The 24,309-nt window shown below is 71.1% G+C and carries 23 protein-coding genes and 2 tRNA genes; 18 read left to right on the top strand and 7 right to left on the bottom strand.

All coding sequences use genetic code 11. From position 1 onward, the window contains the following. Positions 1-38 precede the first annotated feature (38 nt). Complete coding sequence (gene nudC / locus ACWCQS_RS00665; protein WP_388620594.1) at positions 39-983, top strand: NAD(+) diphosphatase; 945 nt, start codon at positions 39-41, stop codon at positions 981-983. 74 nt (positions 984-1,057) lie between these two features. Here the strand turns inward: nudC and ACWCQS_RS00660 are convergent, their stop codons facing one another. Beyond that, on the bottom strand, positions 1,058-1,300 hold the full coding sequence (locus tag ACWCQS_RS00660) for a mycoredoxin (protein WP_030649619.1): 243 nt from the start codon (positions 1,298-1,300) through the stop codon (positions 1,058-1,060). A 125-nt stretch (positions 1,301-1,425) separates the two neighbouring features. Between ACWCQS_RS00660 and ACWCQS_RS00655 the strand changes: the two genes are divergently transcribed. The 5 genes from ACWCQS_RS00655 (at position 1,426) to ACWCQS_RS00635 (ending at position 5,375) form a co-directional block, all read left to right on the top strand. Then, positions 1,426-3,678 carry an ATP-dependent DNA helicase UvrD2 gene (locus ACWCQS_RS00655; protein ID WP_451002464.1) on the top strand — a complete coding sequence of 751 codons (2,253 nt, stop codon included), beginning with the start codon at positions 1,426-1,428 and terminating at the stop codon, positions 3,676-3,678. A gap of 165 nt (positions 3,679-3,843) precedes the next feature. Then, positions 3,844-4,164, top strand: coding sequence for a hypothetical protein (locus ACWCQS_RS00650; protein WP_451002463.1), 321 nt, complete (start codon positions 3,844-3,846; stop codon positions 4,162-4,164). Positions 4,165-4,336: 172 nt separating this feature from the next. Next, positions 4,337-4,705, top strand: coding sequence for a WhiB family transcriptional regulator (locus ACWCQS_RS00645; RefSeq protein WP_023546912.1), 369 nt, complete (start codon positions 4,337-4,339; stop codon positions 4,703-4,705). Further along, positions 4,702-5,025, top strand: a complete 324-nt coding sequence (locus ACWCQS_RS00640; RefSeq protein ID WP_388620605.1) for a hypothetical protein — start codon at positions 4,702-4,704, stop codon at positions 5,023-5,025. The genes ACWCQS_RS00645 and ACWCQS_RS00640 overlap by 4 nt, the downstream gene beginning before the upstream one ends. A 137-nt stretch (positions 5,026-5,162) precedes the next feature. Next, positions 5,163-5,375: a hypothetical protein gene (locus tag ACWCQS_RS00635; protein WP_451002462.1), complete on the top strand. Its 213-nt coding sequence runs from the start codon at positions 5,163-5,165 to the stop codon at positions 5,373-5,375. A 94-nt stretch (positions 5,376-5,469) separates the two neighbouring features. On the opposite strand, the gene ACWCQS_RS00630 is transcribed toward ACWCQS_RS00635, so the two are convergent. Together ACWCQS_RS00630 and ACWCQS_RS00625 are read right to left on the bottom strand one after the other, a co-directional pair. After that, positions 5,470-6,876, bottom strand: a complete 1,407-nt coding sequence (locus ACWCQS_RS00630) for an ABC1 kinase family protein (RefSeq protein ID WP_451002461.1) — start codon at positions 6,874-6,876, stop codon at positions 5,470-5,472. Beyond that, positions 6,869-8,083, bottom strand: a complete 1,215-nt coding sequence (locus tag ACWCQS_RS00625; RefSeq protein ID WP_451002460.1) for a TOMM precursor leader peptide-binding protein — start codon at positions 8,081-8,083, stop codon at positions 6,869-6,871. The genes ACWCQS_RS00630 and ACWCQS_RS00625 overlap by 8 nt, the downstream gene beginning before the upstream one ends. A 327-nt stretch (positions 8,084-8,410) precedes the next feature. Between ACWCQS_RS00625 and ACWCQS_RS00620 the strand changes: the two genes are divergently transcribed. The 4 genes from ACWCQS_RS00620 to ACWCQS_RS00605 all read left to right on the top strand — a co-directional run bounded on the left by ACWCQS_RS00620 (position 8,411) and on the right by ACWCQS_RS00605 (position 12,330). Continuing rightward, a complete protein-coding gene (locus ACWCQS_RS00620) occupies positions 8,411-9,007 on the top strand; it encodes a M48 metallopeptidase family protein (protein WP_451002459.1) in 597 nt (198 codons plus the stop codon). Between the two features lie 129 nt (positions 9,008-9,136). Next, positions 9,137-10,864 (top strand): TerD family protein, encoded by a 1,728-nt coding sequence (locus tag ACWCQS_RS00615; RefSeq protein WP_451002458.1) that lies wholly within the window; start codon positions 9,137-9,139, stop codon positions 10,862-10,864. A 12-nt stretch (positions 10,865-10,876) separates the two neighbouring features. After that, positions 10,877-11,557: an AIM24 family protein gene (locus ACWCQS_RS00610; protein WP_451002457.1), complete on the top strand. Its 681-nt coding sequence runs from the start codon at positions 10,877-10,879 to the stop codon at positions 11,555-11,557. A 17-nt stretch (positions 11,558-11,574) separates the two neighbouring features. Then, the gene (locus ACWCQS_RS00605) at positions 11,575-12,330 is read left to right on the top strand and encodes an AIM24 family protein (protein WP_451002456.1); all 756 of its coding nucleotides are present in this window, start codon (positions 11,575-11,577) and stop codon (positions 12,328-12,330) included. Positions 12,331-12,393: 63 nt separating this feature from the next. Here ACWCQS_RS00605 and ACWCQS_RS00600 read toward each other — a convergent pair whose 3' ends face one another. Both ACWCQS_RS00600 and ACWCQS_RS00595 read right to left on the bottom strand, forming a co-directional pair. Continuing rightward, on the bottom strand, positions 12,394-12,915 hold the full coding sequence (locus tag ACWCQS_RS00600; protein ID WP_451002455.1) for an NUDIX hydrolase: 522 nt from the start codon (positions 12,913-12,915) through the stop codon (positions 12,394-12,396). Beyond that, entirely contained in the window at positions 12,912-14,345 is a 1,434-nt protein-coding gene (locus ACWCQS_RS00595; RefSeq protein ID WP_451002454.1) for a zinc-dependent metalloprotease, read from the bottom strand. Before ACWCQS_RS00595 ends, ACWCQS_RS00600 begins: the two co-directional genes overlap by 4 nt. 188 nt (positions 14,346-14,533) lie before the next feature. On the opposite strand from ACWCQS_RS00595, the gene ACWCQS_RS00590 reads away from it, so the two are divergent. From ACWCQS_RS00590 to ACWCQS_RS00575, 4 genes are all read left to right on the top strand, one after another. Continuing rightward, positions 14,534-15,646: an SDR family oxidoreductase gene (locus ACWCQS_RS00590; protein ID WP_388620634.1), complete on the top strand. Its 1,113-nt coding sequence runs from the start codon at positions 14,534-14,536 to the stop codon at positions 15,644-15,646. 129 nt (positions 15,647-15,775) lie between these two features. Continuing rightward, positions 15,776-16,234: a molybdenum cofactor biosynthesis protein MoaE gene (locus ACWCQS_RS00585; RefSeq protein ID WP_388620637.1), complete on the top strand. Its 459-nt coding sequence runs from the start codon at positions 15,776-15,778 to the stop codon at positions 16,232-16,234. Positions 16,235-16,418: 184 nt separating this feature from the next. Beyond that, the gene (locus tag ACWCQS_RS00580; RefSeq protein WP_385316635.1) at positions 16,419-16,592 is read left to right on the top strand and encodes a hypothetical protein; all 174 of its coding nucleotides are present in this window, start codon (positions 16,419-16,421) and stop codon (positions 16,590-16,592) included. A 50-nt stretch (positions 16,593-16,642) separates the two neighbouring features. Next, entirely contained in the window at positions 16,643-17,740 is a 1,098-nt protein-coding gene (locus ACWCQS_RS00575; RefSeq protein ID WP_451002453.1) for a YlbL family protein, read from the top strand. Between the two features lie 72 nt (positions 17,741-17,812). Here ACWCQS_RS00575 and ACWCQS_RS00570 read toward each other — a convergent pair whose 3' ends face one another. Further along, entirely contained in the window at positions 17,813-18,355 is a 543-nt protein-coding gene (locus ACWCQS_RS00570; protein WP_451002452.1) for a PPA1309 family protein, read from the bottom strand. A 164-nt stretch (positions 18,356-18,519) separates the two neighbouring features. On the opposite strand from ACWCQS_RS00570, the gene ACWCQS_RS00565 reads away from it, so the two are divergent. The 4 genes from ACWCQS_RS00565 (at position 18,520) to ACWCQS_RS00550 (ending at position 23,726) form a co-directional block, all read left to right on the top strand. Then, positions 18,520-21,456: a UPF0182 family membrane protein gene (locus ACWCQS_RS00565; protein ID WP_451002994.1), complete on the top strand. Its 2,937-nt coding sequence runs from the start codon at positions 18,520-18,522 to the stop codon at positions 21,454-21,456. A 41-nt stretch (positions 21,457-21,497) separates the two neighbouring features. Further along, a tRNA-Met gene (locus ACWCQS_RS00560) sits at positions 21,498-21,571 on the top strand. A gap of 204 nt (positions 21,572-21,775) precedes the next feature. After that, the gene (locus tag ACWCQS_RS00555; RefSeq protein ID WP_451002451.1) at positions 21,776-23,584 is read left to right on the top strand and encodes a tetratricopeptide repeat protein; all 1,809 of its coding nucleotides are present in this window, start codon (positions 21,776-21,778) and stop codon (positions 23,582-23,584) included. 68 nt (positions 23,585-23,652) lie between these two features. Beyond that, positions 23,653-23,726: transfer RNA gene (locus ACWCQS_RS00550), tRNA-Met, on the top strand. Between the two features lie 125 nt (positions 23,727-23,851). Here the strand turns inward: ACWCQS_RS00550 and ACWCQS_RS00545 are convergent. Next, positions 23,852-24,268, bottom strand: coding sequence for a Fur family transcriptional regulator (locus ACWCQS_RS00545; RefSeq protein ID WP_228623407.1), 417 nt, complete (start codon positions 24,266-24,268; stop codon positions 23,852-23,854). Positions 24,269-24,309: the final 41 nt, after the last annotated feature.

Raw genomic sequence — 24,309 nt, 5'->3', positions numbered from 1 at the left:
CCGAACGAACCGCTGCACTGGGGGAGTTGGAAGCACCCGTGACCACCTGGACCGACGACACAGCCGACCGTCCCATCTCGCTGACCGCCCCGAACGGCATCGACCGCGCCGCCCACCACCGGCTCGACGAGGCCTGGCTCGCGGCGGCGTGGAGCCACCCCACGACCCGCTGCTTCGTGGTCTCCGGCGGCCAGGTGCTCATCGACGAGACCCCGGACGGCCGGACCGAACTCGTCATGACGCCGTCCTTCGAGGCCCCCCTCACCGAGGCGCACCGCTACTTCCTCGGCATCGACGAGGACGGCGTCAGCTACTTCGCGCTCCAGAAGGACGCGCTGCCCGGCCGTATCGACCAGTCCGCACGGCCCGCCGGGCTGCGCGAGGCCGGCCTGTTGCTCTCGCCGCGCGACACCGGGCTGATGGTGCACGCGGTCGGCCTGGAGAACTGGCAGCGCACCCACCGCTTCTGCTCCCGCTGCGGGGAACGCACGGTCATCGCCGCCGCCGGCCACATCCGCCGGTGCCCGGCCTGCGGCGCCGAGCACTACCCGCGCACCGATCCGGCCGTGATCATGGCCGTGACCGACGCGGACGACCGCATCCTGCTCGGCCGCCAGGTCCACTGGCCCGAGGGCCGCTTCTCCACGCTCGCCGGCTTCGTCGAACCCGGCGAGTCCATCGAGCAGGCGGTGCGCCGCGAGGTGTCCGAGGAGGTAGGCGTCACCGTCGGCCCCGTGGAGTACGTGGCCAGCCAGCCCTGGCCCTTCCCGTCCAGCCTGATGCTCGGCTTCATGGCCCGCGCCACCTCGACCGAGATCGACGTCGACGGCGACGAGATCCACGAGGCCCGCTGGTTCTCCCGCGAGGAACTGCACGACGCCTTCGAATCCGGCGAGGTGCTGCCGCCCTACGGCATCTCCATCGCGGCCCGCCTGATCGAGATGTGGTACGGCAAGCCGCTGCCGACACGCAGCTTCGTCTGAAGACACAGCAGGGCGGCCCCCGATCCTTTCAGGGGCCGCCCTGCCGCGGGGTCACCGCGGAAACCCGCGGAGCGTCAGGCGGCGAGCTTCTGCTTCACCTGGGCGAGCGACGGATTCGTCAGCGTCGAACCGTCCGCGAAGAGCACCGTCGGGACCGTCTGGTTTCCGCCATTCGCCTTCTCCACGAAAGCGGCGGACTCCGGGTCCTGCTCGATGTTGATCTCGGTGTAGGCAATGCCCTCCCGGTCCAGCTGGCTCTTCAGCCGCCGGCAGTAGCCGCACCAAGTCGTGCTGTACATCGTCACAGTGCCCTGCATGTCTCTCGCGCTCCTCAGGCAGCTCGGAAAGTCGTCCGGGGGAAGAACGTACGCGAGCCGCCCGCCATTCCCACCCGGGGTATCCACAGGCGGCTGTGACGCCTGCCGCATTCATACGACTATCTGTGCCCGCCTGCGGACAACCGGCACGGCGGTCCCGGGCGACCTGGCAGCATGGCGGTGTGACAGCAGCAACGCACTCCACCCTCTTCCCGCAGGCACCGGACTCTGCCGACGCGGTGCTCGAAGGGCTCGACCCCGAGCAGCGCGCGGTGGCCACCGCCCTGCACGGCCCGGTGTGCGTCCTGGCCGGAGCGGGCACGGGCAAGACACGGGCGATCACCCACCGCATCGCCTACGGCGTGCGCGCCGGGATCCTCCAGCCCTCCAGCGTGCTCGCCGTCACCTTCACCAACCGCGCCGCCGGAGAGATGCGCGGCCGGCTGCGCCAGCTCGGCGCCCACGGCGTCCAAGCCCGCACCTTCCACTCCGCCGCCCTGCGCCAGCTCCAGTACTTCTGGCCGAAAGCGATCGGTGGCGGCATGCCCCGGCTCGTCGACCGCAAGATCCAGCTCGTCGCCGACGCGGCCGCACGCCTGGGCACCCGTCTCGACCGGGGTGAGCTGCGCGACGTCACCGCCGAGATCGAATGGTCCAAGGTCACCCAGACCATCCCCGCCGACTACCCGTACGCGGCCGCGAAGGCCGGCCGCGAGGCCCCCCGCGACCCCGCCGAGATCGCCCACCTCTACGCCGCCTACGAAGACCTCAAGCGCGACCGCGCCGTGATCGACTTCGAGGACGTCCTGCTGCTGACCGTCGCCATCCTCCAGGACCGGCACGACATCGCCGAACAGGTCCGCGCGCAGTACCAGCACTTCGTCGTCGACGAATACCAGGACGTCAGCCCCCTGCAGCAGCGGATGCTGGAACTCTGGCTCGGCGACCGCGACAACCTGTGCGTCGTCGGCGACGCCAGCCAGACGATCTACTCGTTCACCGGAGCAACGCCCGACCACCTCCTCGACTTCCGCACCCGGCACCCCGGCGCCACCGTCGTCAAACTCGTCCGTGACTACCGCTCCAGCCCCCAGGTGGTTCACCTCGCCAACGGCCTGCTCGCCCAGGCCCGCGGCCGCGCCGCCGACCACCGGCTGGAACTGGTCTCCCAGCGGCACCCCGGCCCCGAGCCCGTCTACACCGAGTACACCGACGAACCGGCCGAGGCCGAAGGCGCCGCCCGCCGCATCCGCGAACTGATCGACGCGGGCGTCCCGGCCGCCGAGATCGCCGTCCTGTTCCGTACGAACGCCCAGTCCGAGACCTACGAGCAGGCCCTCGCCGACGCAGGCGTCCCCTACCAGCTACGCGGCGCCGAGCGCTTCTTCGACCGGCCCGAGGTCCGCAAGGCCGGCATCGCCCTGCGCGGCGCCGCCCGCTTCGGCGGCAACGACTCCCTGCTGGACGACGCCGCGGACCTGCCCTCCCAGGTGCGCGCCGTCCTGTCCGGAGAGGGCTGGACCACCGAGCCCCCGGCCGGCTCCGGCGCCGTCAGAGAACGCTGGGAATCCCTCGCCGCCCTCGTCGGCCTCGCCCACGACCTCGCCGCCGCCCGACCCGGCGCCACCCTCGGCGACTTCGTGGCGGAACTCGACGAGCGGGCGAACGCCCAGCACGCCCCGACCGTCCAGGGCGTCACCCTCGCCTCCCTGCACGCCGCCAAGGGCCTGGAGTGGGACGTCGTCTTCCTGGTCGGCATCGCCGAGGGCATGCTCCCCATCACCTACGCCAGGACCGACGAGCAGATCGAGGAGGAACGCCGGCTCCTCTACGTCGGCGTCACCCGGGCGCGGGAACGGCTCCACCTCTCCTGGGCGCTGTCCCGCTCACCCGGAACCCGCCCCAACCGCAGACCCAGCCACTTCCTCGACGGATTGCGCCCCGGCACCACCCCCACCGTCGGCCACGCCGGCACCGCCGTCACCGCAGGCACCGAGCGCGGGACCACCACCGGCACCCTCGCCGCTCCCCGCCGTACCCAGCGCACCCCCGCCCGCTGCCGGGTCTGCGGCCGCACGCTCACCGACGCCGGCGAGATGAAGCTGATGCGCTGCGAGGACTGCCCCTCGGACATGGACGAAGGGCTCTACGCACGGCTGCGGGAGTGGCGGGCGGTCCAGGCCGAGCGCAGCGGACAACCGGACTTCTGCGTCTTCACCGACCGCACCCTGATGGCCATCGCCGAGGCGCGGCCCGAGAGTCCCGCCGAGCTCTCCCGCATCCCCGGTGTCCTCAGCCGCAAGCTGCGCAGCTACGGAACCGACGTTCTGGCCATCTGCGCAGGCCACGAGGTTGGGGAAGGCGACGAGCACGGCTGATGCGAACTCGTCGAAAAAATAGTTTGCGCATGCCCCGGCAATCCCCATAGGTTCTAGGCACGGAAGCAGCGGCCTTCTCGAAGGGCCCGCTTCCGTGATGTACTTGCACATCCGAACGGACTGGTTCACCCCAGTCCCTTGAGACGCCGAGAGGAGGCGAGTCCAGTGATCAGCATCAACACCAGCACCATCAGCACGGCCAAACTGACCGATCGCTCGACCGTCTCCCTGTGCATGCTCGGCGCCTCCCACCAGGGCACCGGTCTGTCCGGCATTCGTGCCGACCGCCCGGCGTCCTCCCTTGCTCCCGCGGGCCTTCCCGTCCGTGAGCGCAATGAGCGACCGACCAAGGCACTGGAAGCGGTAGCGGCACAGGCGCAGGCCTATGCCTTTGCGGCGGCCGGTGCCGGATTCCGGAAGCAGACGACGCAGCACAACCTGATGTGGGCCTTCCGTGGGCCAGAACCCTGGAGTGATCCAGCCTGATCCGATCAGGCCGGCGCCTTCAGGGCCGCGGAACCCCATCCGGGATCCGCGGCCCTTCTGTTTTCCCTGAACGGGGACGACGGAGCGAAGGGGCCTCGGGACAAGAAAAGAACCCGGTACCAAGCCGACACCCGGTCAACCGGCCGGACCGACCAGACGAGGAAGACCAACCGTGCAACTCGAAGCGCACGCCCCGTCCGTACCGCCTTCGCAAACGATCCCCCCGCCCGGCCTCACGGAGGACTCCACCTTGACCCCCCTCACCGCGCTCACCGCGCTCGACGACGCCATTGAGAACCTCGGCGTACCCGTCCCCTGCCGCTCCTACGACCCGGAGGTCTTCTTCGCCGAGTCGCCGGCGGACGTCGAGTACGCCAAGTCCCTCTGCCGCACCTGCCCGCTGATCGAGGCCTGCCTCGCCGGCGCCAAGGAGCGGCGTGAGCCCTGGGGCGTCTGGGGTGGCGAGCTGTTCGTCCAGGGTGTCGTCGTCGCCCGGAAGCGGCCGCGTGGTCGCCCGCGGAAGAACCCGGTCACGGCATGAACACCGCAGGAACGATCGACCGTCCCCTCACGCACGACCCCAAGAAGCAGGCCCCGATGAAGCCGTCCACCAGCGAGCCCGCAGGCTCCGCGACTCCAGACGTCACCACCACCGGCGCGACCGAAGCGCGCCAGAACAGGACCCGAGAGATGCAACTCATGCAAGAAGCCCTGGCTCGTGCGCATATGGACGAGCGACTCCATGACGCCGCGCGGGAGCGCCGGGCCGTACGCCTGGCGGTCGCCGAGCGGATGCAGCGCCGGGCCGAGCGCGCCTCGCTGCGCGCCCGGCGCGCGCTCGCCATGGCGGTCATGCAGTAACGATCACGCCTGCGGAAGCGGCGGCCTCCCGGCCCGGGAGGCGAAGCCTTCTCGAGCGGGGGCCGGTCCGGCTGAACGGACCGGCCCCCGCGGTGCGTTGTACGGCGTTCCGCCGCCTGCGGAGTTATCGTCGCCGGGTGACGAGTCTTCCCGGAGGAAGTGATCAGGGCGGCTCCACCCCGGAGCGCCGCGTTCTGGTGTGCGCCCGCTGCGGAACCCCCGCCGAAGGCCCCCAGCCGGCCACCTGGACCTGCTCCGTGGAGAACGGCGTCCGCCAGTACTTCTGCGACACCTGCTCCAGGGAGAACCTGAGGGCGATCGAGGGGCGGCTGGACTCGTCCTGGTGGTGAGCCGCTTCTCGGGGCCCCTCCCCCCTCCCCCTCCCTCCCGCCCCGCTTTCGAGAATCGCCGGTCACCCGATCCGAGGCACCCCGGATCACGGGATCACGCCTCCGCCGCAGGCTCCTCCTCGGGCAGTTCGTCGTCCATCAGTTCGTCGTCCAGCTCGTCCTCGGGCATGTCGAGGACGAATCCCGGCAGCCAGTCCTCCAGCTCATCGCGGAGTCGTACCGTCGCGCCGAGTTGGCACAGGACACCGATGGTGCTCAGGGTCACCCGGTGGATCAGCAGATAGGCGGGCGGCAGGTTGAGCCGCTTGCCCAGCTGATAGGCGGGGGAGCGGGGGTCGGCGATGCGCGCGGCCTGGTTGCGCATCCAGCTACGGCTGAAGGTGAACGCCTCGACCCGGGCCGGTTCGATGATCGGCAGCAGGTAGTCGAGGACCGCGTCGGGGTCCAGCTCTATGGACTCCTTCACGAATCCTTCCTCGCAGAGGAGTTCGTAGACCGTCTCGGCCTCGCCGTCCAGCGTCATACGGAGCGAGATGCCGATCGGAGTCGGCAGACCGCCGGGCAGCCGGTCGACCGTCCCGAAGTCCAGGACGCCCAGGCGCCAGTCGTCCTCGCCCTCCGGGCCGCCGGGCAGCAGCCGGAAGTTGCCGGGATGCGGGTCGGCGTGCAGCAGGCCGGTGCGGGCCGGACCCGAGAAGAGGAACCGGGCCAGGAGCTGGCCGGCGCGGTCGCGCTGCTCCGGGGTGCCGTCCGAGATCACCTCTGACAGCGGGATGCCGTCGATCCACTCGGTCACCAGGACCTGATCGCACTGGTGCACCACCGCCGGGACCACCACGTCCGGGTCGTCCGCGAACTCCTCCGCGTGGGCGGTCTGGGCCTGCGCCTCCAGTCCGTAGTCCAGCTCCTCGGAGACGCGGTCCTTCAGCTCCGCGATGAGCGGCTTGATGTCCATACCGGGAATCAGCGGGCCCAAGAGGCGGGCGAAACGGCTCAGTTGGCCGAGATCGGAGAGCAGGGCCTCGCCGGCGCCCGGGTACTGCACCTTGACCGCCACCTCACGGCCGTCGCGCCACACGGCCCGGTGCACCTGCCCGATCGAGGCCGCCGCGGCCGGCTTGTCCTCGAACTCCTCGAAGAGCTCGCGCCAGTCCGGCCCGAGCCGCTCCGCGAGCACCGCGTGCACCGTGCGGGTCGGCATCGGCGGCGCCGCCTCCTGGAGCTTGGTCAGGGCGGCGCGGTAGGGCCCGGCGATCTCCTCGGGCAGCGCGGACTCGAAGACGGACAGGGCCTGCCCGAACTTCATCGCACCGCCCTTCAACTCGCCCAGCACCTTGAACAGCTGCTCCGCCGTGCGCTGTTGCAGTTCCCGGCCGACGATCTCCGCGGACTCGCCCACGATCCGCTTGCCCAGCCCCCAGGTCGCCCGGCCGGCGAAGCCGAGCGGGAGCGCGGCGAGCTTGGCGGTACGGGTGACCGCCTTCCGGGGAAGATCAGACATGCGCCCTCCAAGTCCCAGTCGGCCGCGCCGCGCCTGACTTGCGTCGTCGCTCCGTCGACGGCCGTTGCACCGCCATTGTCGCGCGTGCTTCGCCGGCGGTTGAGGAGTGCTCCTCCTTAGGTCTGTCCGCAGCGCCGCACCCGCATGCCGGATGCGGCCGGACCGGTCGGGCGTGCCAGTTCAGGCCGGGCGTGGACACCTCCCAGCGGGTGCCGGTGCTGGACGGCGACTCCCCGTCGAGGAAGGCGAGCGCGTGCGCCGCGGCCAGTCCGGCGACCGTCGTGGCGAGCGTCAGATCGCAGGCCCCGACCCGGCGGGCCCTGGCGCACCGCCACTGGGCGGTCAGCCTGGGCCAGGCCGGGTCCCGGTCCCTGCGGTCGAGGTGCAGACAGCCGGCGCAGCCCGACGCGCCGGGCAGGACGAGCGGTCCGACGACTCCGGTGCCCTCGACGACACCGGCGTACAGGTGGGGCGTTCCGGAGGCCAGGAGCGGCTCGGCGTCGGCCGGGTCCGGTGCGTGCACGGCGACGTCGTCCCGGGGAGTGAGGATCACCAGGGAGAACCCGGGGTCCTGGGCGCCGGATCCGGGGGAGTGGGCGCGGCGCGTTGGGCGGTCGGGTGCCGCACGGCGCACGGCGGCCCGCGCCGCCGTGTCCCGGCGCTCGCCGAGCGACTCGGCGGGCAGCCCGCCCGGCGCCACGTCCCACGGCTCGACGTGTCCCACGTCGCGCACGTCGACCTCGCCGACTCCGGCGCCCGACAGCGCCGACGCCAGCACGGCGCCGACGCGTCCCGCGCCCCGCACCTGGACGCGCAGTGCGCGGCGGGCGGCGAGCCGGGCGAGCGCGCCGCCGGGCTCGGCCGTGGTCAGGGACAGCGCGGCGAGGTCGGGGCGCAGCCGCCCCAGGACCTGCGTCTTGGCGCGCAGCGCGTCGGCGGCGGGTCCGCCGCCGCGCGCGTCGTCGACCAGGCCCGCGCGGGTCAGTCGTCCCAGCAGGGTGTCGACATGGCCGGCCGGGAGCCGCATGCGGCGGGCCTCCTCGCGGAGCAGCGGCAGCCCGCGCGTGCCGTTGAGCAGATCGAGGAAGCCGCGCGTGGCCGGGTCCATCGGTCCCAGTGTCAGCGCGTGCGCCTGGGTCATACCGAACTGCACGGTCTCGCGATCACGCCAGCCGCGCCGCAGCGCGGGTTTCATCACCGGATGCATGACTGGCCCCCGTATTCGTGGAAAGCATCCCGAACATCTCGTCGTCGGTGGAACCGGTCACGCTCCACCGACGCCTGCCAGCATGCCGTGCCCGTCGGCCCGGCGCCGAGGGTTATCCACAGGGTGAGGGTATTTGTCGTATAGGCCGACCGGGCAAAGCGCAACGAATCGGTCGGAAAGTGGCGACAAACCGCTGGTGCGGAGCCCCGTAAACCGGATGTGCGGATCAGTGGTAGGAATCATAGGAATCAAACGCACGGTGGGGGATCGGCATCGAACCGTTCCGGAGCCGGGACGTCGGCCCTGCCCAGCGGGTAACGTCGGGGCGTGCCCGCCGACCCACTGCACCGCGCCGGAATTCCACAGCGCAGCACGACGAGCCAGCCGCCCGGCGGCTCGGGGGCGAGCGCGATCGAGGTCCGCAGGAGTTCCCGGCGCCGCCGGACGGTCTCCGCGTACCGCGAGGGCGATCGCACCGTCGTACTGATTCCCGCCCGGATGTCGAAGGCGGAGGAACAGCGCTGGATCACCGTCATGCTCGACAAACTCGCTGCCCAGGAGAGCAAGCGGGCACTCGGCGACGCCGAGCTGGCCGAGCGTGCCGAGCGGCTGTCGGCGCAGTACTTCGACGGCCGGGCGCGCCCCGCCTCCGTACGCTGGGTCACCAACCAGAACACGCGCTGGGGTTCGTGCACCCCGGCCGAGGGCAGCATCCGGCTCTCGCACCGGCTGCAGGGGATGCCCGAGTACGTCGTCGACTACGTCCTCTGCCATGAGCTGGCCCATCTGCTGGTCCCCGGTCACGGGCCGGACTTCTGGCGGCTGCTGGAGGCGTATCCGCGCACCGAGCGGGCCCGCGGCTACCTCGAAGGGGTGGTCGCCGCGGAACGGCTGCCGCATGTGCCCGGGGCGCGCGGGGGGTGAACCCGGCGCCGTCCGTCCTCCTGCGGGCGCGGTTGTGTACCGGGTCTGTACCGGCTGCGTCCGCTGTCGGACTTTGCCGTTAGCCTGGCGCGACGCACTCGTATTCGGGATGGGGGACGGTCGTTACGCATGGCCAGGGAATTCCAACGCGGCCACAAGGCCAGGATCAGTGACCTCACGGCGGGCACGGATCTGTACGTAGGCGTGCAGATCTCCGGCCCCGGGCTGAGCTTCGACATCAGCTGCTTCGGTCTGGACGCCGACGAGCGCCTCTCGGACGACCGGTACTTCGTCTTCTTCAACCAGCCGAAGTCCCCTGAGGAGTCCATCCATCTGCTGGGTGCCCAGGCGGGCGACACCGAGTCGTTCCGGGTCACGCTGGACCGGATCCCCCCGCACATCCACAAGCTGGCCTTCACGGCGACCATCGACGGCGCCGGGCAGATGTCGCAGATCGCCCCCGGCTACCTGCGGATCGTGGCGGGTGGTGAGGAGGTCGCTCGGTACTCCTTCAACGGCGCGGAGTTCTCCACCGAGCGGGCCGTGATGGTCGGCGACATCTACCTGAAGGACGTGTGGCGGTTCGCCGCCGTCGGGCAGGGCTTCGACGGCGGACTGGAGGCGCTGCTGAAGAACTTCGGCGGTGAAGTGCTGGAGGAGGAGGCGCCCGCCGCCCCGCAACAGCCGCAGACCGGTGCCGCCCCCGGCTTCGCCCCGCCTGCCCAGGCCGCTGCCCCGCCCGCGTTCGCCGCCCCGGCCGCCCCCGCCCCCGCCGCGCCACAGCCCGCCGCCCAGGGTTTCGCGCCGCCGCCCGGAGCCACACCTCCGCAGGGCTTCACGCCGCCCGGCCACGCCCCGCAGGGCCACACCCCGCCCCCGGCCCCCGCCCCGGCGCCCGCGCCGGACGTGCACGCCGCGCCGACGGTCATCGCCCCCATGACCCCGCCCGTCGGCGGCACGGTCCCGCCGCCGGCCCCGGCCCCCGCACCGTTCGGACAGCCCCAGCAGCCGTACGGCCAGCCGCCCCAACAGCCGTCCTACGGCGGCCGGCCGGCCGCGCCGATGCCGCCGGGCTACGGCCAGCAGCCGCCCTCCTACGGCGGACAGCCCACCGCGCCCATGCCCCCGGGCTACGGGCAGGTACCCGGCCGGCAGCCCGCCGGCTACGGAGTGCCGCAGGGCGCCCCGCAGGGCGGTGCCGGTGTGACGGCCGCGCTGCAGATGTACAAGGAGACGCCCACCGGCCAGCGCTGGACGCAGCAGAACAAGAAGCTCATCCGCGTCGACCTCGGCATCGGCGGGCAGCCCGTGCTGGCCCGGCAGGGCAGCATGGTGCTCTACCAGGGCAAGGTCGACTTCAGCTACAAGGGCGCCGGATTCGCCGGGCGGATCGTCGGCAACGCCACCGGCCAGGAGATGCAGCTGATGCGCTGCACCGGCAACGGCCAGGTGTTCCTCGCCGAGAACGCCACCCATGTGCACCCCGTCGAGCTGCAGGGCGACGCGATCTGCGTGTCCGCGGAGAACGTCCTCGCCTTCGACGAGAGCCTCCACTACGAGGTCCGCCGCATCGAGGGCCACGGCATCCCCGGCGGCGCGCTGTTCACCATGCAGTTCCAGGGCACCGGCACGATCGTCGTCAAGACGCACGGCACGCCCGTGGTCCTGCCGGTCACGCCGACCACCTTCGCCGACTGCAACGCGGTCGTCGCCTGGTCGGCCGCCTCCCAGGTGATCGTCTCCAGCCAGGTCCGCATGCGCCGCAACGCCTACCCGGGCGACACCGGCGAGAGCGTCAACCTCCAGTTCCGGGGCGCGCCCGGCAACTTCATCGTCGTCCAGCCGTACGAGGTCTAAGGGGAGCCCGTCATGAACCAGCCGCTCGCGGGCTACGCCCCCGCACCCGTCACCGCCCGCATGGAGAACCACGGCAGCCACATGCTGAAGGTCGCCATGCAGACCGGGAACGACCTTCTCGCGCGCGTGGGCTCGATGGTCGCCTACGAAGGCTTCATCCAGTACGAGCCCAACCCGCCGGCCGTCCGCCAGATCGCCCGCGACTGGATCACCGGCGAGGGCGCGCCCCTGATGAAGTGCACCGGGGACGGCCTGCTCTACCTCGCCGACTACGGCGCCAACGTCGTCGTGATCAACCTCAACGGCGACGGCATCTCTGTCAACGCCACCAATCTGCTCGCCTTCGACGCCCACCTCAGCTGGGGTGTGGAGCGGGTGAAGGGTCTGGCGAAGTTCGCCGGGCAGGGGCTGTGGAACACGAGGATCTCCGGGCAGGGCTGGGTCGCGCTGACCTCCCGCGGCAAGCCGATCGTCGTCGACTGCGGCGGCGGCGAGGACGAGACCTACGTCGACCCGGACGCGCTCGTCGCCTGGTCGCCGAACCTGAAGGTGAAGGGCAAGCGCAGCTTCAAGGCGCAGTCGCTGATCGGCCGGGGCAGCGGTGAGGCCTACCAGATGGCCTTCTCCGGCCAGGGCATCGTCGTCGTCCAGCCCAGCGAGGACAGCACCGACCGCCTCCGGATCCGGGGCTGAGGGGGAGTCACCAAGCCATGCAGAGCCCGCTTTTCGCGCACAACGACGTCCAGACGCAGGAGCGCTGGAGCCTGCAGAACTCGCAGCTGCTCCGAGTCACCCTGGAGGGCCACGACGACATCCTCGCCCGCAAGGGCACCATGGTCGCCTACCAGGGGCTGATGGAGTTCGACGCCGAGTACCAGAACAACAACCAGGCACGCGCGCGTGCGTACACCGGCGAGGGCCTGGACCTGATGCGCTGTCACGGGCAGGGCACGGTGTATCTCGCCAACCTGGCCCAGCACGTGCACATCATGGACGTCGAGCAGGACGGGCTGACCGTCGACAGCTCCTACGTCCTCGCCATGGACTCCTCGCTGCACTACGAGGTCGTCGCCGTCGACAGCCTCTACGGCATCTCCGGCTCCGGGAAGTACCAGCTGAACATCACCGGGCGCGGCAGGGTCGCCCTGATGACGTCGGGCGCGCCGCTGCTGATGCAGGTGACGCCGGACAAGTACGTCAACTGCGACGCGGACGCGATCGTCGCCTGGTCCACCGGGCTGCGCGTGCAGATGCAGGCGCAGACGCATTCCTCCGGAGTGTGGCGCCGGCGCGGCAACACCGGTGAGGGCTGGGAGCTGAGCTTCATGGGGTCCGGCTTCGCGCTGGTCCAGCCCAGCGAGCTGCTGCCGCCGCAGAACGCGGTGATCGGACAGGGCCTCGCCGCCCAGTTCGGCATGGGGCAGCACGGGGCACGCGGGCAGAACCAGGGGAACGTCTGGAGCTGAGCCGACAGGTGAGGGGTGGCCGCCCATGGTGGCCACCCCTCACACCGGGCCACGCTCACACCGTCACAGCCTGGCGCGCGTCGCCTCCAGCAGGCGTACGACCGACTCGTCGGCCACGTCGGCCACCTCGTCGTACGGGAACCAGCGCAGGTCGAGCGACTCGTCACTGATCGCCTGCACGGCGCCGGGTGGTGCCAGGGCCGCGTACTGCACGTCGTAGTGCCAGTGGCAGGGCGCCGGGATCGGATGCCGGTCCAGGCGCACCGGGCCGCCGGTCAGCAGGGTGAGCCCGGGGACGCCGGACTCCTCCGTCGCCTCGCGCAGGGCCGCCGCCGCGAGCGACGGGTCGCCCGGTTCGCAGTGGCCGCCCATCTGGAGCCACATCCGCAGCTTCTTGTGCAGGGTGAGCAGCACCCTGCCGCGCTCGGGATCGATGACCAGGGCGCTCGCCGTCACATGGCCGGCCTCGCAGGCCTTCCACATGCCGTCCGGGTGGGCCGCCAGATGGTCGAGGTAGGCCTGGCGCAGCTCGTCCTGGTCCTCGTACCCCTTCAGGACGAGGACCGCGTCGTCGTGCAGGCTCACTCGGCGTCGTCGCCCTCTGCCTCGCCGTCGTCCTTCTTGCGCAGGTCCGGCTTGTCGGCGGCTTCCCCGAGCATCTTGTCCAGCTCGGAGAAGTCCAGCTGCTCGCGGTGCACGAAGCCGTCCGGGTCGTCCAGGTCGGTCGCGGTCGGCAGCATGTCCGGGTGGGCCCACAGACCGTCCCGGCCGTCGACCCCGCGCGCGTCCGTGAGCGAGGCCCACAGGCGGGAGGCGTCGCGCAGCCGGCGCGGGCGCAGCTCCAGGCCGATCAGGGTGGCGAAGGTCTGCTCGGCCGGGCCGCCCGTGGCACGGCGGCGGCGCAGGGTCTCGCGCAGGGCGTCGGCCGACGACAGACGCGGCTTCGCGGCCGCGTGGACCACCGCGTCCACCCAGCCCTCGACGAGCGCCAGCGCGGTCTCCAGCCGGGCCAGGGCGGCCTTCTGCTCCGGCGTGTCCTCCGGCTGGAACATGCCCTGCTGCAGGGCGTCCTGCAGCTGCTCCGGGTTCTGCGGGTCGAACTGGCCGACCACGTCCTCCAGCTTGGCGGTGTCGACCTTGATCCCGCGCGCGTACCCGTCGACCGCACCGAACAGATGCGAGCGCAGCCACGGCACATGCGCGAACAGGCGCTGGTGGGCCGCCTCACGCAGAGCCAGATACAGCCGCACCTCCTCCTGCGGCACGCTGAGGTCCTTGCCGAAGGCCTCCACGTTGGCCGGGAGCAGCGCGGCCTTGCCGGCCGGGCCGAGCGGCAGGCCGATGTCGGTGGAGCCGACGACCTCGCCCGCGAGCACGCCGACGGCCTGACCGATCTGCGTGCCGAACATGGCGCCGCCCATCGAGCGCATCATGCCGATCAGCGGGCCCGCCATGGCCTGCATCTCCTCCGGCAGGACGTCGCCCATGGCCGCCCCGACCCGCTCGGCGACCGGGTCGACCAGCTCCTGCCAGGCCGGCAGGGTCGCCTCGACCCACTCCGCGCGGGACCACGCCACCGCCGAGGCCGAGCCCGACGGCAGGGACGTCGCGTCGTCCAGCCACAGGTCGGCCAGGCGGACGGCCTCCTCGACCGCCCTGCGCTCGGCCGGGCCCACGCTGGCGTCCTTCGTGCCGTCCGGGGTGCCCTGGGCGACCGTCTGGCGGGCGATCTGCTTGGCCATGTCCCAGTTCACCGGGCCGCCCTCGTAGGAGAGCATCTGGCCCAGCTGCTGGAACGCGGCGCCCAGGTCGGTGGGGTTCAGCGATCCGAACATCGCTGCGAGCGGATTGTCGGCGCCGGGGCCGCCAAAGCCTCCGGCTCCGGGCAGGCCGCCGAAGCCGAACGGATTGGCCGGTCCCTGCCCACCACCGCTCTGCTGGTCCTTCTTCTTGCCCTCGTCGCCGTCTTCCGGCTCCTCCGGCGGAAGGCCGAAACCGAATGGGGTGTCACTCACGGGATTCCTCGGCTGGTAAGGCCACCGGTTCTCTCCGGCGGCGCGGCTGCCCGACAACACCAAGCGTAGACACCCGGACCCGATCGGGCCTCGGTGCTTCGCCCACGGCAGGCCTGCGGCAGGATGGATGCACCTGGTACGTGCGCGTCACTCGCGCCCGTACTGAAGACAACCGCTGGAGACGCCCGGTGAGTTCCCCAGATCCGCAGGTTCGCGCAGCGCGAAACCCGTCAACCTCTCCCGCCGTGCGCGGCCCCGTTGTCGCGGTCACCGGCGCCGCCGGCGGGGTCGGTGCCCTGCTCACCGAGCGGCTCGCCGCCTCCGAGGAGATCAAGCAGGTCATCGCCATCGACGAGCGGCGCGGGGAGTGCGCCGAGGCGCAGTGGCACATCCTGGACGTGCGCGACCCCGCCATCGCGGACAAGCTGCGGGGCGCCGACGTGGTCGTCCACCTCGCGCTCGACCTGGACCTGGAGACCGATCCGGCCGCTCGCACCGCTTACAACGTCCGGGGGACGCAGACCGTCCTGACGGCCGCAGCGGCGGCCGGTGTGCACCGGGTCGTGCTGTGCACCTCGGCGATGGTCTACGGCGCGCTGCCGGACAACGAGCTGCCCCTTTCGGAGGACGCCGAGCTGCGCGCGACCGCCGAGGCGACCGGGGTGGGGGACCTGCTGGAGATCGAGCGGCTGGCCCGGCGGGCGCCGCGGGCGCATCCGGGGCTGAACGTCACCGTGGTACGGCCCGCCGTGCTGGTCGGGGGTACCGACACGGCGCTGACCCGCTATTTCGAGTCGCCGCGGCTGCTCGTCGTGGCCGGGTCGCGGCCCGCGTGGCAGTTCTGCCATGTCGAGGACCTGTGCAGTGCCCTGGAGTACGCGGTCCTGGAGAAGGTCGACGGGGAGCTGGCCGTCGGCTGCGACGGGTGGCTGGAGCAGGAGGAGGTCGAGGAGCTGAGCGGGATCCGGCGGATGGAGCTGCCGTCGGCGGTGGCGCTGGGCGCGGCGGCCCGGCTGCACCGGATCGGGCTCACGCCGTCCCCGGCGGGGGATCTGGCCTACACGATGTACCCGTGGGTGGTCAGCGGGAGCCGGCTGCACGACGCCGGGTGGCGGCCCGGGTGGACCAACGAGGAGGTGCTCGCGGAGCTGCTCGAGGAGGTCTCCGGGCGGCACACGGTGGCCGGGCGGCGGCTGGGACGCAAGGACGCCACGGCCGCGGGGGCCGCGGGGGCGACGGTCGCCCTGCTCGGCGCGGCCGCCGTGGTCCGGCGGGCTCGGAAGGCTCGGCGGCGGGTCTGAGACCGGTGCGGCCGGGCGGGGTGGGCTCCGTGCCTGCGGCTGAGTCGTACAAGCATCCAAAACGCCCCGCGTGCGTGCCTGGTGAATCTCGTATTCCCCGGTGTCACGGGCGTGCGGCACGATGGGGGCATGGCACACGCGAACGAACACCCCGGTGAGCAGGCGGCACAGGATCCCATCAAGTTGATCGGTGTCCGGGAGACCGCGCTCTCCGTGGACGAGGTGTTCCAGGCCGTCGGGGACGCCGCGGCCGGCGGCATCGCCCTGTTCGTGGGGACGGTGCGGAACCACGACGGGGGTGCGGACGTGGACGCCCTCGGGTATTCCTGCCATCCCAGCGCCGAGGCCGAGATGCGGCGGATCGCGGAGAAGGTGGTGGCCGAGTACCCGGTGCGGGCGCTGGCCGCCGTGCACCGGGTGGGGGACCTGCGGGTCGGGGATCTCGCCGTGGTCGTCGGCGTCGCCTGTCCCCACCGGGCCGAGGCCTTCGACGCCTGCCGGAAGCTGATCGACGACCTCAAGCACGAAGTGCCCATCTGGAAGCACCAGAGGTTCTCCGACGGCACCGATGAATGGGTCGGCGCGTAGCGCCGTCGTCGGGTGCGGTGGTCGGGTGACGGGAGGGCGGGTCGGGGCCTGCTGAGCTAGGTCACTCGGAGCACACGGGCTACCCCGTGTTGCGTAACCGGCACCCTCGCGTGAGCGTTGTCAGTGCGGATGGTTAATCTGCTGATCAGTCAGTTGCGGACGCTCATGGCGTTGGGAGGTCGGCATGGGGGCGCTTGTCTGGCTGCTCATTCCGCTGGTGGCCGCGGTCGGCGGCGGACTGTGGGGCAGCTGGGCCAATCGGACTCGTAAGGTGCGCGGTGACGGCCCGGAGCTGGACGGGTATGCCCGGTTCCGCGAGGCCATGGAGAGATCCCACACGGGTGCCGGCGGGGCGTGACGGGGGTGCCCTGACGGTGCGCTGACAGAGGCGTCCCGTACTGTCGTGGCATGCCACGCCGCACCGCGACGATGCTCGCCTCCACCCTGATGCTGATCGCGCTCCTGTGCGCGGGAGTGCTCATCCCCGTGCCGTACTCGGAGATGTCCCCCGGCCCGACCGTGAACACGCTCGGGAACCACGACGGCGAGCCGGTGCTGCAGATCAACGGGCACGACACGTACAGGACCAGCGGCAACCTGAACATGACAACCGTCCGGGTCACCAGCGCGGACTTCCGCATGAACCTGGTGGAGGCCGTCTACGGCTGGCTGGACCACGACACCAAGGTCGTCCCGCACGACACGCTGTACCCGAACGGGACGACCGAGGAGCAGTCCTCGCAGCAGAACGCCGAGGAGTTCAGCCAGTCCCAGGAGAGCGCCAAGGTCGCCGCCCTGAAGGAACTGGGCATCCCGGTGAAGTCCTGGGTGATCGTCTCCACCGTCGTCAAGGACTCGCCCGCCCAGGGCAGGCTGCACGCCGGTGACGTGATCAAGGCCGTCGACGGCACGGCCGTGAAGCAGCCCACCGACGTCGCCAAGCTCGTCACCCGGCACAAGCCCGGGCAGAAGGTCGTCTTCACCGTCGTCCCCGCCAAGGAGCAGGCCGCCGCCGAGAAGGCGCACAAGACAGCGACGAAGACGCAGGACGTCACGATCACCACGGCAACCTCCACTGACAGCGGCGCCAAGCGGGCCATCGTCGGTATCTCGGCCGGGACCGACCACACGTTCCCGTTCAGCATCGACATCAAGCTCGCCGACGTCGGCGGGCCCAGCGCCGGTCTGATGTTCGCCCTCGGCATCTACGACAAGCTGACCCCGGGCAGCCTGACCGGCGGCAAGTTCGTCGCGGGTACGGGCACCATCGATGACAACGGCACCGTGGGGCCGATCGGCGGCGTCGAGATGAAGACCGTCGGCGCACGCGAGAAGGGCGCCCAGTACTTCCTGACGCCCGCTGACAACTGCGCGGCCGCCGCCAAGGACACCCCGAGCGGGCTCACCCTGGTCAAGGTGAAGAACATCGGCGACGCGCTCGGCGCGCTGAAGGACATCCGCAGCGGGAACACCGCGGCGCTGCCCAAGTGCACCACCAAGAGCTGACCGGCCCGTGACACGGCTGGGGGCGCCCCCTGAGGCGGGGGCGCCCCCAGCGCCGTACCGAACCCGGCCGGATCAGTCCGCGAAGGTCGCCGCCAGGGCCGCCGCCAGGCCGGGCACCAGGTCCGGGCCGGTCAGGACCTCCGTCGGGGAGTCCTTCTCGCGCAGCCGCAGTGCCGACTCGCGGCCGCCGTCGCGCAGCACCGCGACCGTCATGCGCACCTCCTGACGCTCGGGGTGGTCGGCCACCCACTGGGCCAGCTTGGCCTCGCTGAGGTTCTTCGGCACCTGAGCCTCGGCGGACGGCGGCAGCATCAGGCGCTCCACCGAGAGCGCGCAGCCGGCCACCGCGTCCGGCCAGGCGATGGTGCCGAGGAACTCGTCCAGCGGCCTGCCGGACGGGATCTCGTCCTGCTCGATCGGGGTGAGACCGGCGGAGGCGGACTCGTCCTCAAGGCCCAGCTGGGCCGCGAGCGCGGGCTCCTGGGCCCGCAGCCGTGCGGTGTCGACAAGGGCGAAGAGGCGAGCGGGCTGGTCCCAGCCGAGGCCGGAGACGTACTCGTCGATCTCGAGTACGGCCCGGGTGAGCGGGCTCGCTGCCATGGGAGTGTTGGACATGGTCACAATCCTGCCTCGTTCCACACCGGAATCGGGAACCGAGGAACGCGTGAGTAAGTTGCATAGGTGTGGGTCCGCGATCACGGGGGGCCACGGCGGGTCCGCGAACACGAGGGCCTGACGGATCGACAGCGAACTTCGAGGTGCGCACCTTGGCTTTCCAGATGCCGGACCGCGGCGGAGGCCCGACGGGGCCGCGGATCAGAGCGGGACGACCGTCCCGGGGTGTCCGGACCCTGCTCATGACGCTGGGCGTCCTGGCCGTCCTCGGCATGGCGTTCACCATGTTCGCGGGCTTCTGGACGGACTGGCTGTGGTACCGGTCGGTGCACTACTCGTCCGTGTTCACGACCACGCTGTGGACCAAGATCGGTCTCTTCTTCGTCTTCGGTCTGCTGATGGCGGTCGCCGTGGGGGTCAACATCTGGCTCGCGCACCGCCTGCGGCCCCCGCTGAGCGCCATGTCCATGGAGCAGCAGAGCCTCGACCGCTACCGGATGGGCATCGCGCCGTACAAGAAGTGGCTGCTGCTCGCCGTCACCGCGCTCGTCGGGCTGATCGCCGGCGCCTCCGCCGCCGGCCAGTGGCGGACCTGGCTGATGTGGGTCAACGGCGTGCCCTTCCACCAGAAGGACCCCCAGTTCCACCTCGACATCTCCTTCTACGCCTTCGAGCTGCCCTGGTACCGCTTTCTGATCGGCTTCGGCTTCGCCGCCGCCGTCCTGTGCCTGATCGCCGCCGCGCTCACGCACTATCTGTACGGCGGGCTGCGCGTCACCAGCCCCGGCGCGCGGGCCACCGCCGCCGCGACCGGGCACCTGTCGGTGCTGCTCGGGATCTTCGTCGCCCTCAAGGCGGTCGCCTACTGGCTCGACCGGTACGGCCTCGCGGTGAAGTCCAGCGACTTCAAGGCGACCGGCAACTGGACCGGCCTGCGCTACGTCGACGCCAACGCCTATCTGCCGGCGAAGACGATCCTGTTCTGCATCGCCGTCATCTGCGCGCTGCTGTTCTTCGCCACGCTGTGGCGGCGCACCTGGCAGCTGCCGGTCATCGGTTTCGGCCTGATGGTCCTCTCCGCGATCCTGATCGGCGGGCTGTACCCGGCGATCGTGCAGAAGTTCCAGGTCCAGCCCAACGAGCAGGCCAAGGAAGCCCCGTACGTCCAGAAGAACCTCAAGGCGACCCGCGAGGCGTACGGCATCGACGACACCAAGGTCACCGAGTACGCAGGCAAGTCCACGACCTCGGACACGACCAGGCTGCGCGGTGACGCGGACGACGCGGCGAGCATCCGGATCATGGACCCGAACATCGTCTCGCCCACGTTCCAGCAGGCGCAGCAGATGAAGAACTACTACGCCTTCCCGACCAATCTGGACGTCGACCGCTACCCCCCGCAGGACGGCAAGGACGCCAAGGACGCCAAGGAACAGGACACGGTCATCGGCCTGCGTGAGCTGAACCTGGACGGCGTCCCGAAGAACAACTGGATCAACGACCACTTCCGCTACACACACGGCTACGGCGTGGTCGCCGCCAAGGGCACCGAGGCCGACGACCAGGGCCAGCCGGTCTTCACCGAGTCCAACCTGCCGTCCAAGGGTGACCTCGGCACGTACGAACAGCGCGTCTACTACGGCGAGAAGACCACCACGTACTCCATCGTCGGCGGGCCGCAGAAGGAGGTCGACTACTCGGCGGACAACGGCGACGAGAAGACCTTCAGCTACACCGGCAACAGCGGCGTCAACCTCGACAATCCGATCAACCGGGCCGCGTACGCGGTGGCGTTCAACGAGCCGCAGATCCTCTACTCGGGCGCGATCGGCAAGGGCTCGCGGATCCTGTACAACCGCACGCCCAAGGAGCGCGTGGAGGCGGTCGCCCCCTGGCTGACCATCGACGGGGACGCCTATCCGGCGGTCGTGGACGGTCATATCCAGTGGATCGTCGACGCGTACACGACGTCGAACGGCTACCCGTACTCCTCCCGTACGACCCTGGGCGACACGACGGCCGACTCGCTGACCGCCGCCAACAACAACCGCGCGGTGGTGGCCCAGCAGAACCAGGTCAACTACATCCGCAACTCGGTGAAGGCGACCGTCGACGCGTACACCGGCGAGGTCAAGCTGTACCAGTGGGACACCCAGGACCCCGTGCTGAAGACCTGGATGAAGGCGTTCCCGGGCACGGTGCAGCCGAAGAGCGCCATCTCCAAGGACCTGCTGGCCCATCTGCGTTATCCGCAGGATCTGTTCAAGGTCCAGCGCGAGCTGCTCAGCCGCTACCACGTGACGGACGCGCAGACGTTCCTCACCGGCAGCGAGGTCTGGCAGGTGCCCGACGACCCGACCAACGACTCGGGCAGCGCGGTGCCGCCGTACTACCTGAGCATGAAGATGCCGGACCAGAGCAGGCAGTCGTTCTCGCTGACGACGACGTTCACGCCGAACGGACGTGACAACCTCAGCGCGTTCATGGCGGTCGACTCCGCCCCGGGCACCAGTGACTACGGCAAGATCAGAATCCTGAAACTGCCGACCAGCACGACGGCCGACGGTCCCAAACAGGTGCAGAGCCAGTTCAACTCCCGGCCGGACATCGCGGAGACGATCAGCCTGCTCACCCGGGGACATTCCAAGGTCGAGTACGGCAATCTGCTGACCGTGCCGCTCGACGGCGGACTGTTGTACGCGGAGCCGGTCTACGTCCTCGGCGGCAAGCTGAAGTACCCCTTGCTGGGCAAGGTTCTGGTCACCTACAACGGCAAGACGGCCTTCGAGAACACCCTGGACGAGGCGCTGAACAAGGTGTTCGGGGTACAGGGTTCGACCACCCCGCCGGACACCGGCACCCCCAATCCGCCCACGTCCGCCAACCCGACCGTCCAACAGGCCCTGGACGACGCCCAGAAGGCGTACGACGCCGGGCAGAAGGCCCTGCAGGCGCCGAACGGACCGGACTGGACCGCGTACGCCAAGGCCCAGAGGGACCTGAAGGACGCGCTGCAGCGGGCGCGGGAGGCGGAGGCCAAGGCCGGTCAGTCCGGCGCTGGCAAGAACGCCGACAAGAGCACCGGCAAAAAGGGCACTTGATCAAGGGCGCCCCACGTCGTGGTACGGTTGACAGGCAACGGCGCGGGGTGGAGCAGCTCGGTAGCTCGCTGGGCTCATAACCCAGAGGTCGCAGGTTCAAATCCTGTCCCCGCTACTGCAGTCGAAGGCCCGGATCCCAAGGGATCCGGGCCTTCGTGGTGTGCGAACTCATGTGCTGAGGGGAGGGACGGCCGCGCCGCCGTGGGGAGTTGAGGGGTGTGTGTTTGACTTGTCGTCCTGTGGGCATGTCGACAAAACGCTGAAGTGACCTCACGGGCTGCGGTATACCGGGTGTACCCAGGTTGCAGGTGGTGCGACGATGGACGTTATGGGGGACAAGGCAACTCTGTTCGAGTCAGGGCGATTTGTGCAGCCTTCCGGTGAGGAACCGTCCCGTGACGAGATGACCGACACGGGGGACGCCGCTGAGGAGGTACGCCTCGGACTCGCCGCGCAGAGCGGCGACGCCGAGGCCGCCAGCGTCCTCGGATCCATGCTGCTGCGCCGCGGCGACCTCGACGGAGCCGAAACCCATCTGCGAGCCGCCACCGCGGCCGGTGACCGGGCCGCCGCCAACAACCTGGGTGTCCTGCTGCACCAGCGCGGCTACCCCGAGGAGGCCGCCGGCTGGTGGCGCATCGCCGCCGTCGCCGGTTCCGCGGCCGCCGCGCACGCCCTGGGCCGCTACCACCGAGAGCGCGGGGACGAGCCCGCCGCCGAGTACTGGCTGCGCCAGTCCGCCGAGCAGGGCCATGTCCTCGGCGCCTACGCGCTCGCCGACCTGCTGGAGCATCGCGGGGACGTCGGCGCCGAGCACTGGATGCGGGCCGCGGCCGAGCGGGGGCACCGGGAGGCCGCCTACCGGCTGGCGCGCGCGCTCGACACGGCCGGCCGTGAGGACGAGGCCGGGGCCGACAACGCTGTCGCCGAGGCCGAGCAGTGGTACCGACAGGCGGCCGCGCGCGGCCACCGGCGGGCCGCGCTGCACCTCGGGGCGATCCTGGAGAAGCGCGGGGATCTGAAGGAGGCCGGGCGCTGGTATCTGACCTCCGCCAAGGACGGCGAGGCCCGCGCCGCCTGCGCGCTCGGCTTTCTGCTGCGCGACGCCGGGGACACCGAGAGCGCGGCCGTGTGGTGGCTGCGCGCGGCCCAGGAGGGCGACGGCAACGCGGCCAACGCCCTCGGCGCACTGCACGCCGAGCGCGGCGAGACCCAGACCGCCGAGCGCTGGTACCGGGCGGCGCTGGACGCCGGTGACGACAACGGCGCCTACAACCTCGGGCTGCTCTGCGCCGAGCAGGGGCGGACCGCGCAGGCCGAGCAGTGGTACCGGCGGGCCGCCTACGCCGGGCACCGGGAGGCCGCCAACGCGCTGGCCATCCTGCTGCTCCAGGGCGGCGACACCACCGGCGCCGAGCCGTGGTTCTCCAAGGCCGCCGAGGCCGGCAGTGTGGACGCCGCGTTCAACCTCGGCATCCTCTACGCCGGACGCGGCGAGGAGACCGTGGCGCTGCGCTGGTACGAGCGGGCGGCCGCCGCCGGGCACACCGAGGCCGCGCTCCAGGTCGGGATCGCCCGGCTGCGCGCGGGCGAGGAGCAGGAGGCCGAGCGGCATCTGCGGTGCGCGGCGGGCGGGGGCAGCGCGGAGGCGGCGTACCGCCTGGCCGCGCTGCTCGACGCGCGGCGGCCGCCGGAGCCGGCGCACGAGCTGGGCGAGATCGTGCACGAGAAGACCGAGTGCGAGGAGTGGTACGAGCGGGCGGCCACCCAGGGGCACCGGCGAGCCCAGGTGCGGGTCGGGATGCTCGCGGCGGCCCGGGGTGACGTGGTCGAGGCGGCGCGCTGGTACCGGGCGGCGGCGGAGGCCGGGTCGCGCAACGGCGCCTTCAACCTCGGGCTGCTGCTCGCGCGGGAGGGGAGCGAGCCGGAGGCCGCGGTGTGGTGGACGCGAGCGGCTGACGCCGGGCACGGCCGGGCGGCGCTGCGGCTGGCTCTGGTCTACGCGCGTCGGGGGGAGCTGGCGGAGGGCCAGCGGTGGGCCGACCGCGCGGTCGAGCTGGGGCCGGCGGAGGTTTCGGAGCGGGCGGGGCGGTTGCGGGACGCGCTGCGGGAGGAGCTCTCGGCGTGAGCCCCGCCACGTCCCCGGTAACTGATTTGCTTCCGTCGACCTCCCTCACGTAATGTCGTGTTCACCGACGCGGGGTGGAGCAGCTCGGTAGCTCGCTGGGCTCATAACCCAGAGGTCGCAGGTTCAAATCCTGTCCCCGCTACTGAAGGCCGAGGGCCGGAATCCAGAGATGGATTCCGGCCCTCAGTCGTATCCAGGAGATCCGGCAGATCCAGGAGCGCAGGACAGAATGAAAGAGGGGGCTTCCGCCCCCTCTTCAGCGTTCGCTCACGCCCGCGCGCAGTCCGGGCACAGCCCCCGGTACGTCACCTCGACGTCCGACACCGTGAAGCCGAAACGCTCGGTGTCGGGGAGGTCGGCGAGCGGGTTGCCCGTGGGGTGGACGTCGCGGATCGCGCCGCACCGGGCGCAGACCAGGTGCTGGTGCGGCCGGTGCGCGTTCGGGTCGTAGCGCTTGGCGCGTTTGTCCGTCGCGACTTCCAGTACCTCGCCGAGCGAGACCAGCTCACCCAGCGTGTTGTAGACGGTCGCCCGGGAGATCTCGGGCAGCTTCGCGACAGCCCGTGCGTGGACCTCGTCGGCCGTCAGATGGACGTGCTCGCCGTCGAGGACCTCGGCGACGACGCGCCGCTGCGCGGTCATCCGCCATCCGCGTCCACGCAGCCGTTCCAGAAGGTCGCTCATGGAGACCAGCCTAACAGCAAGGGGGACCAGGACGGGAATAG

This window comes from Streptomyces sp. NPDC002076, assembly GCF_053593835.1.
This window is presented reverse-complemented; position numbering and strand designations above follow the sequence as displayed.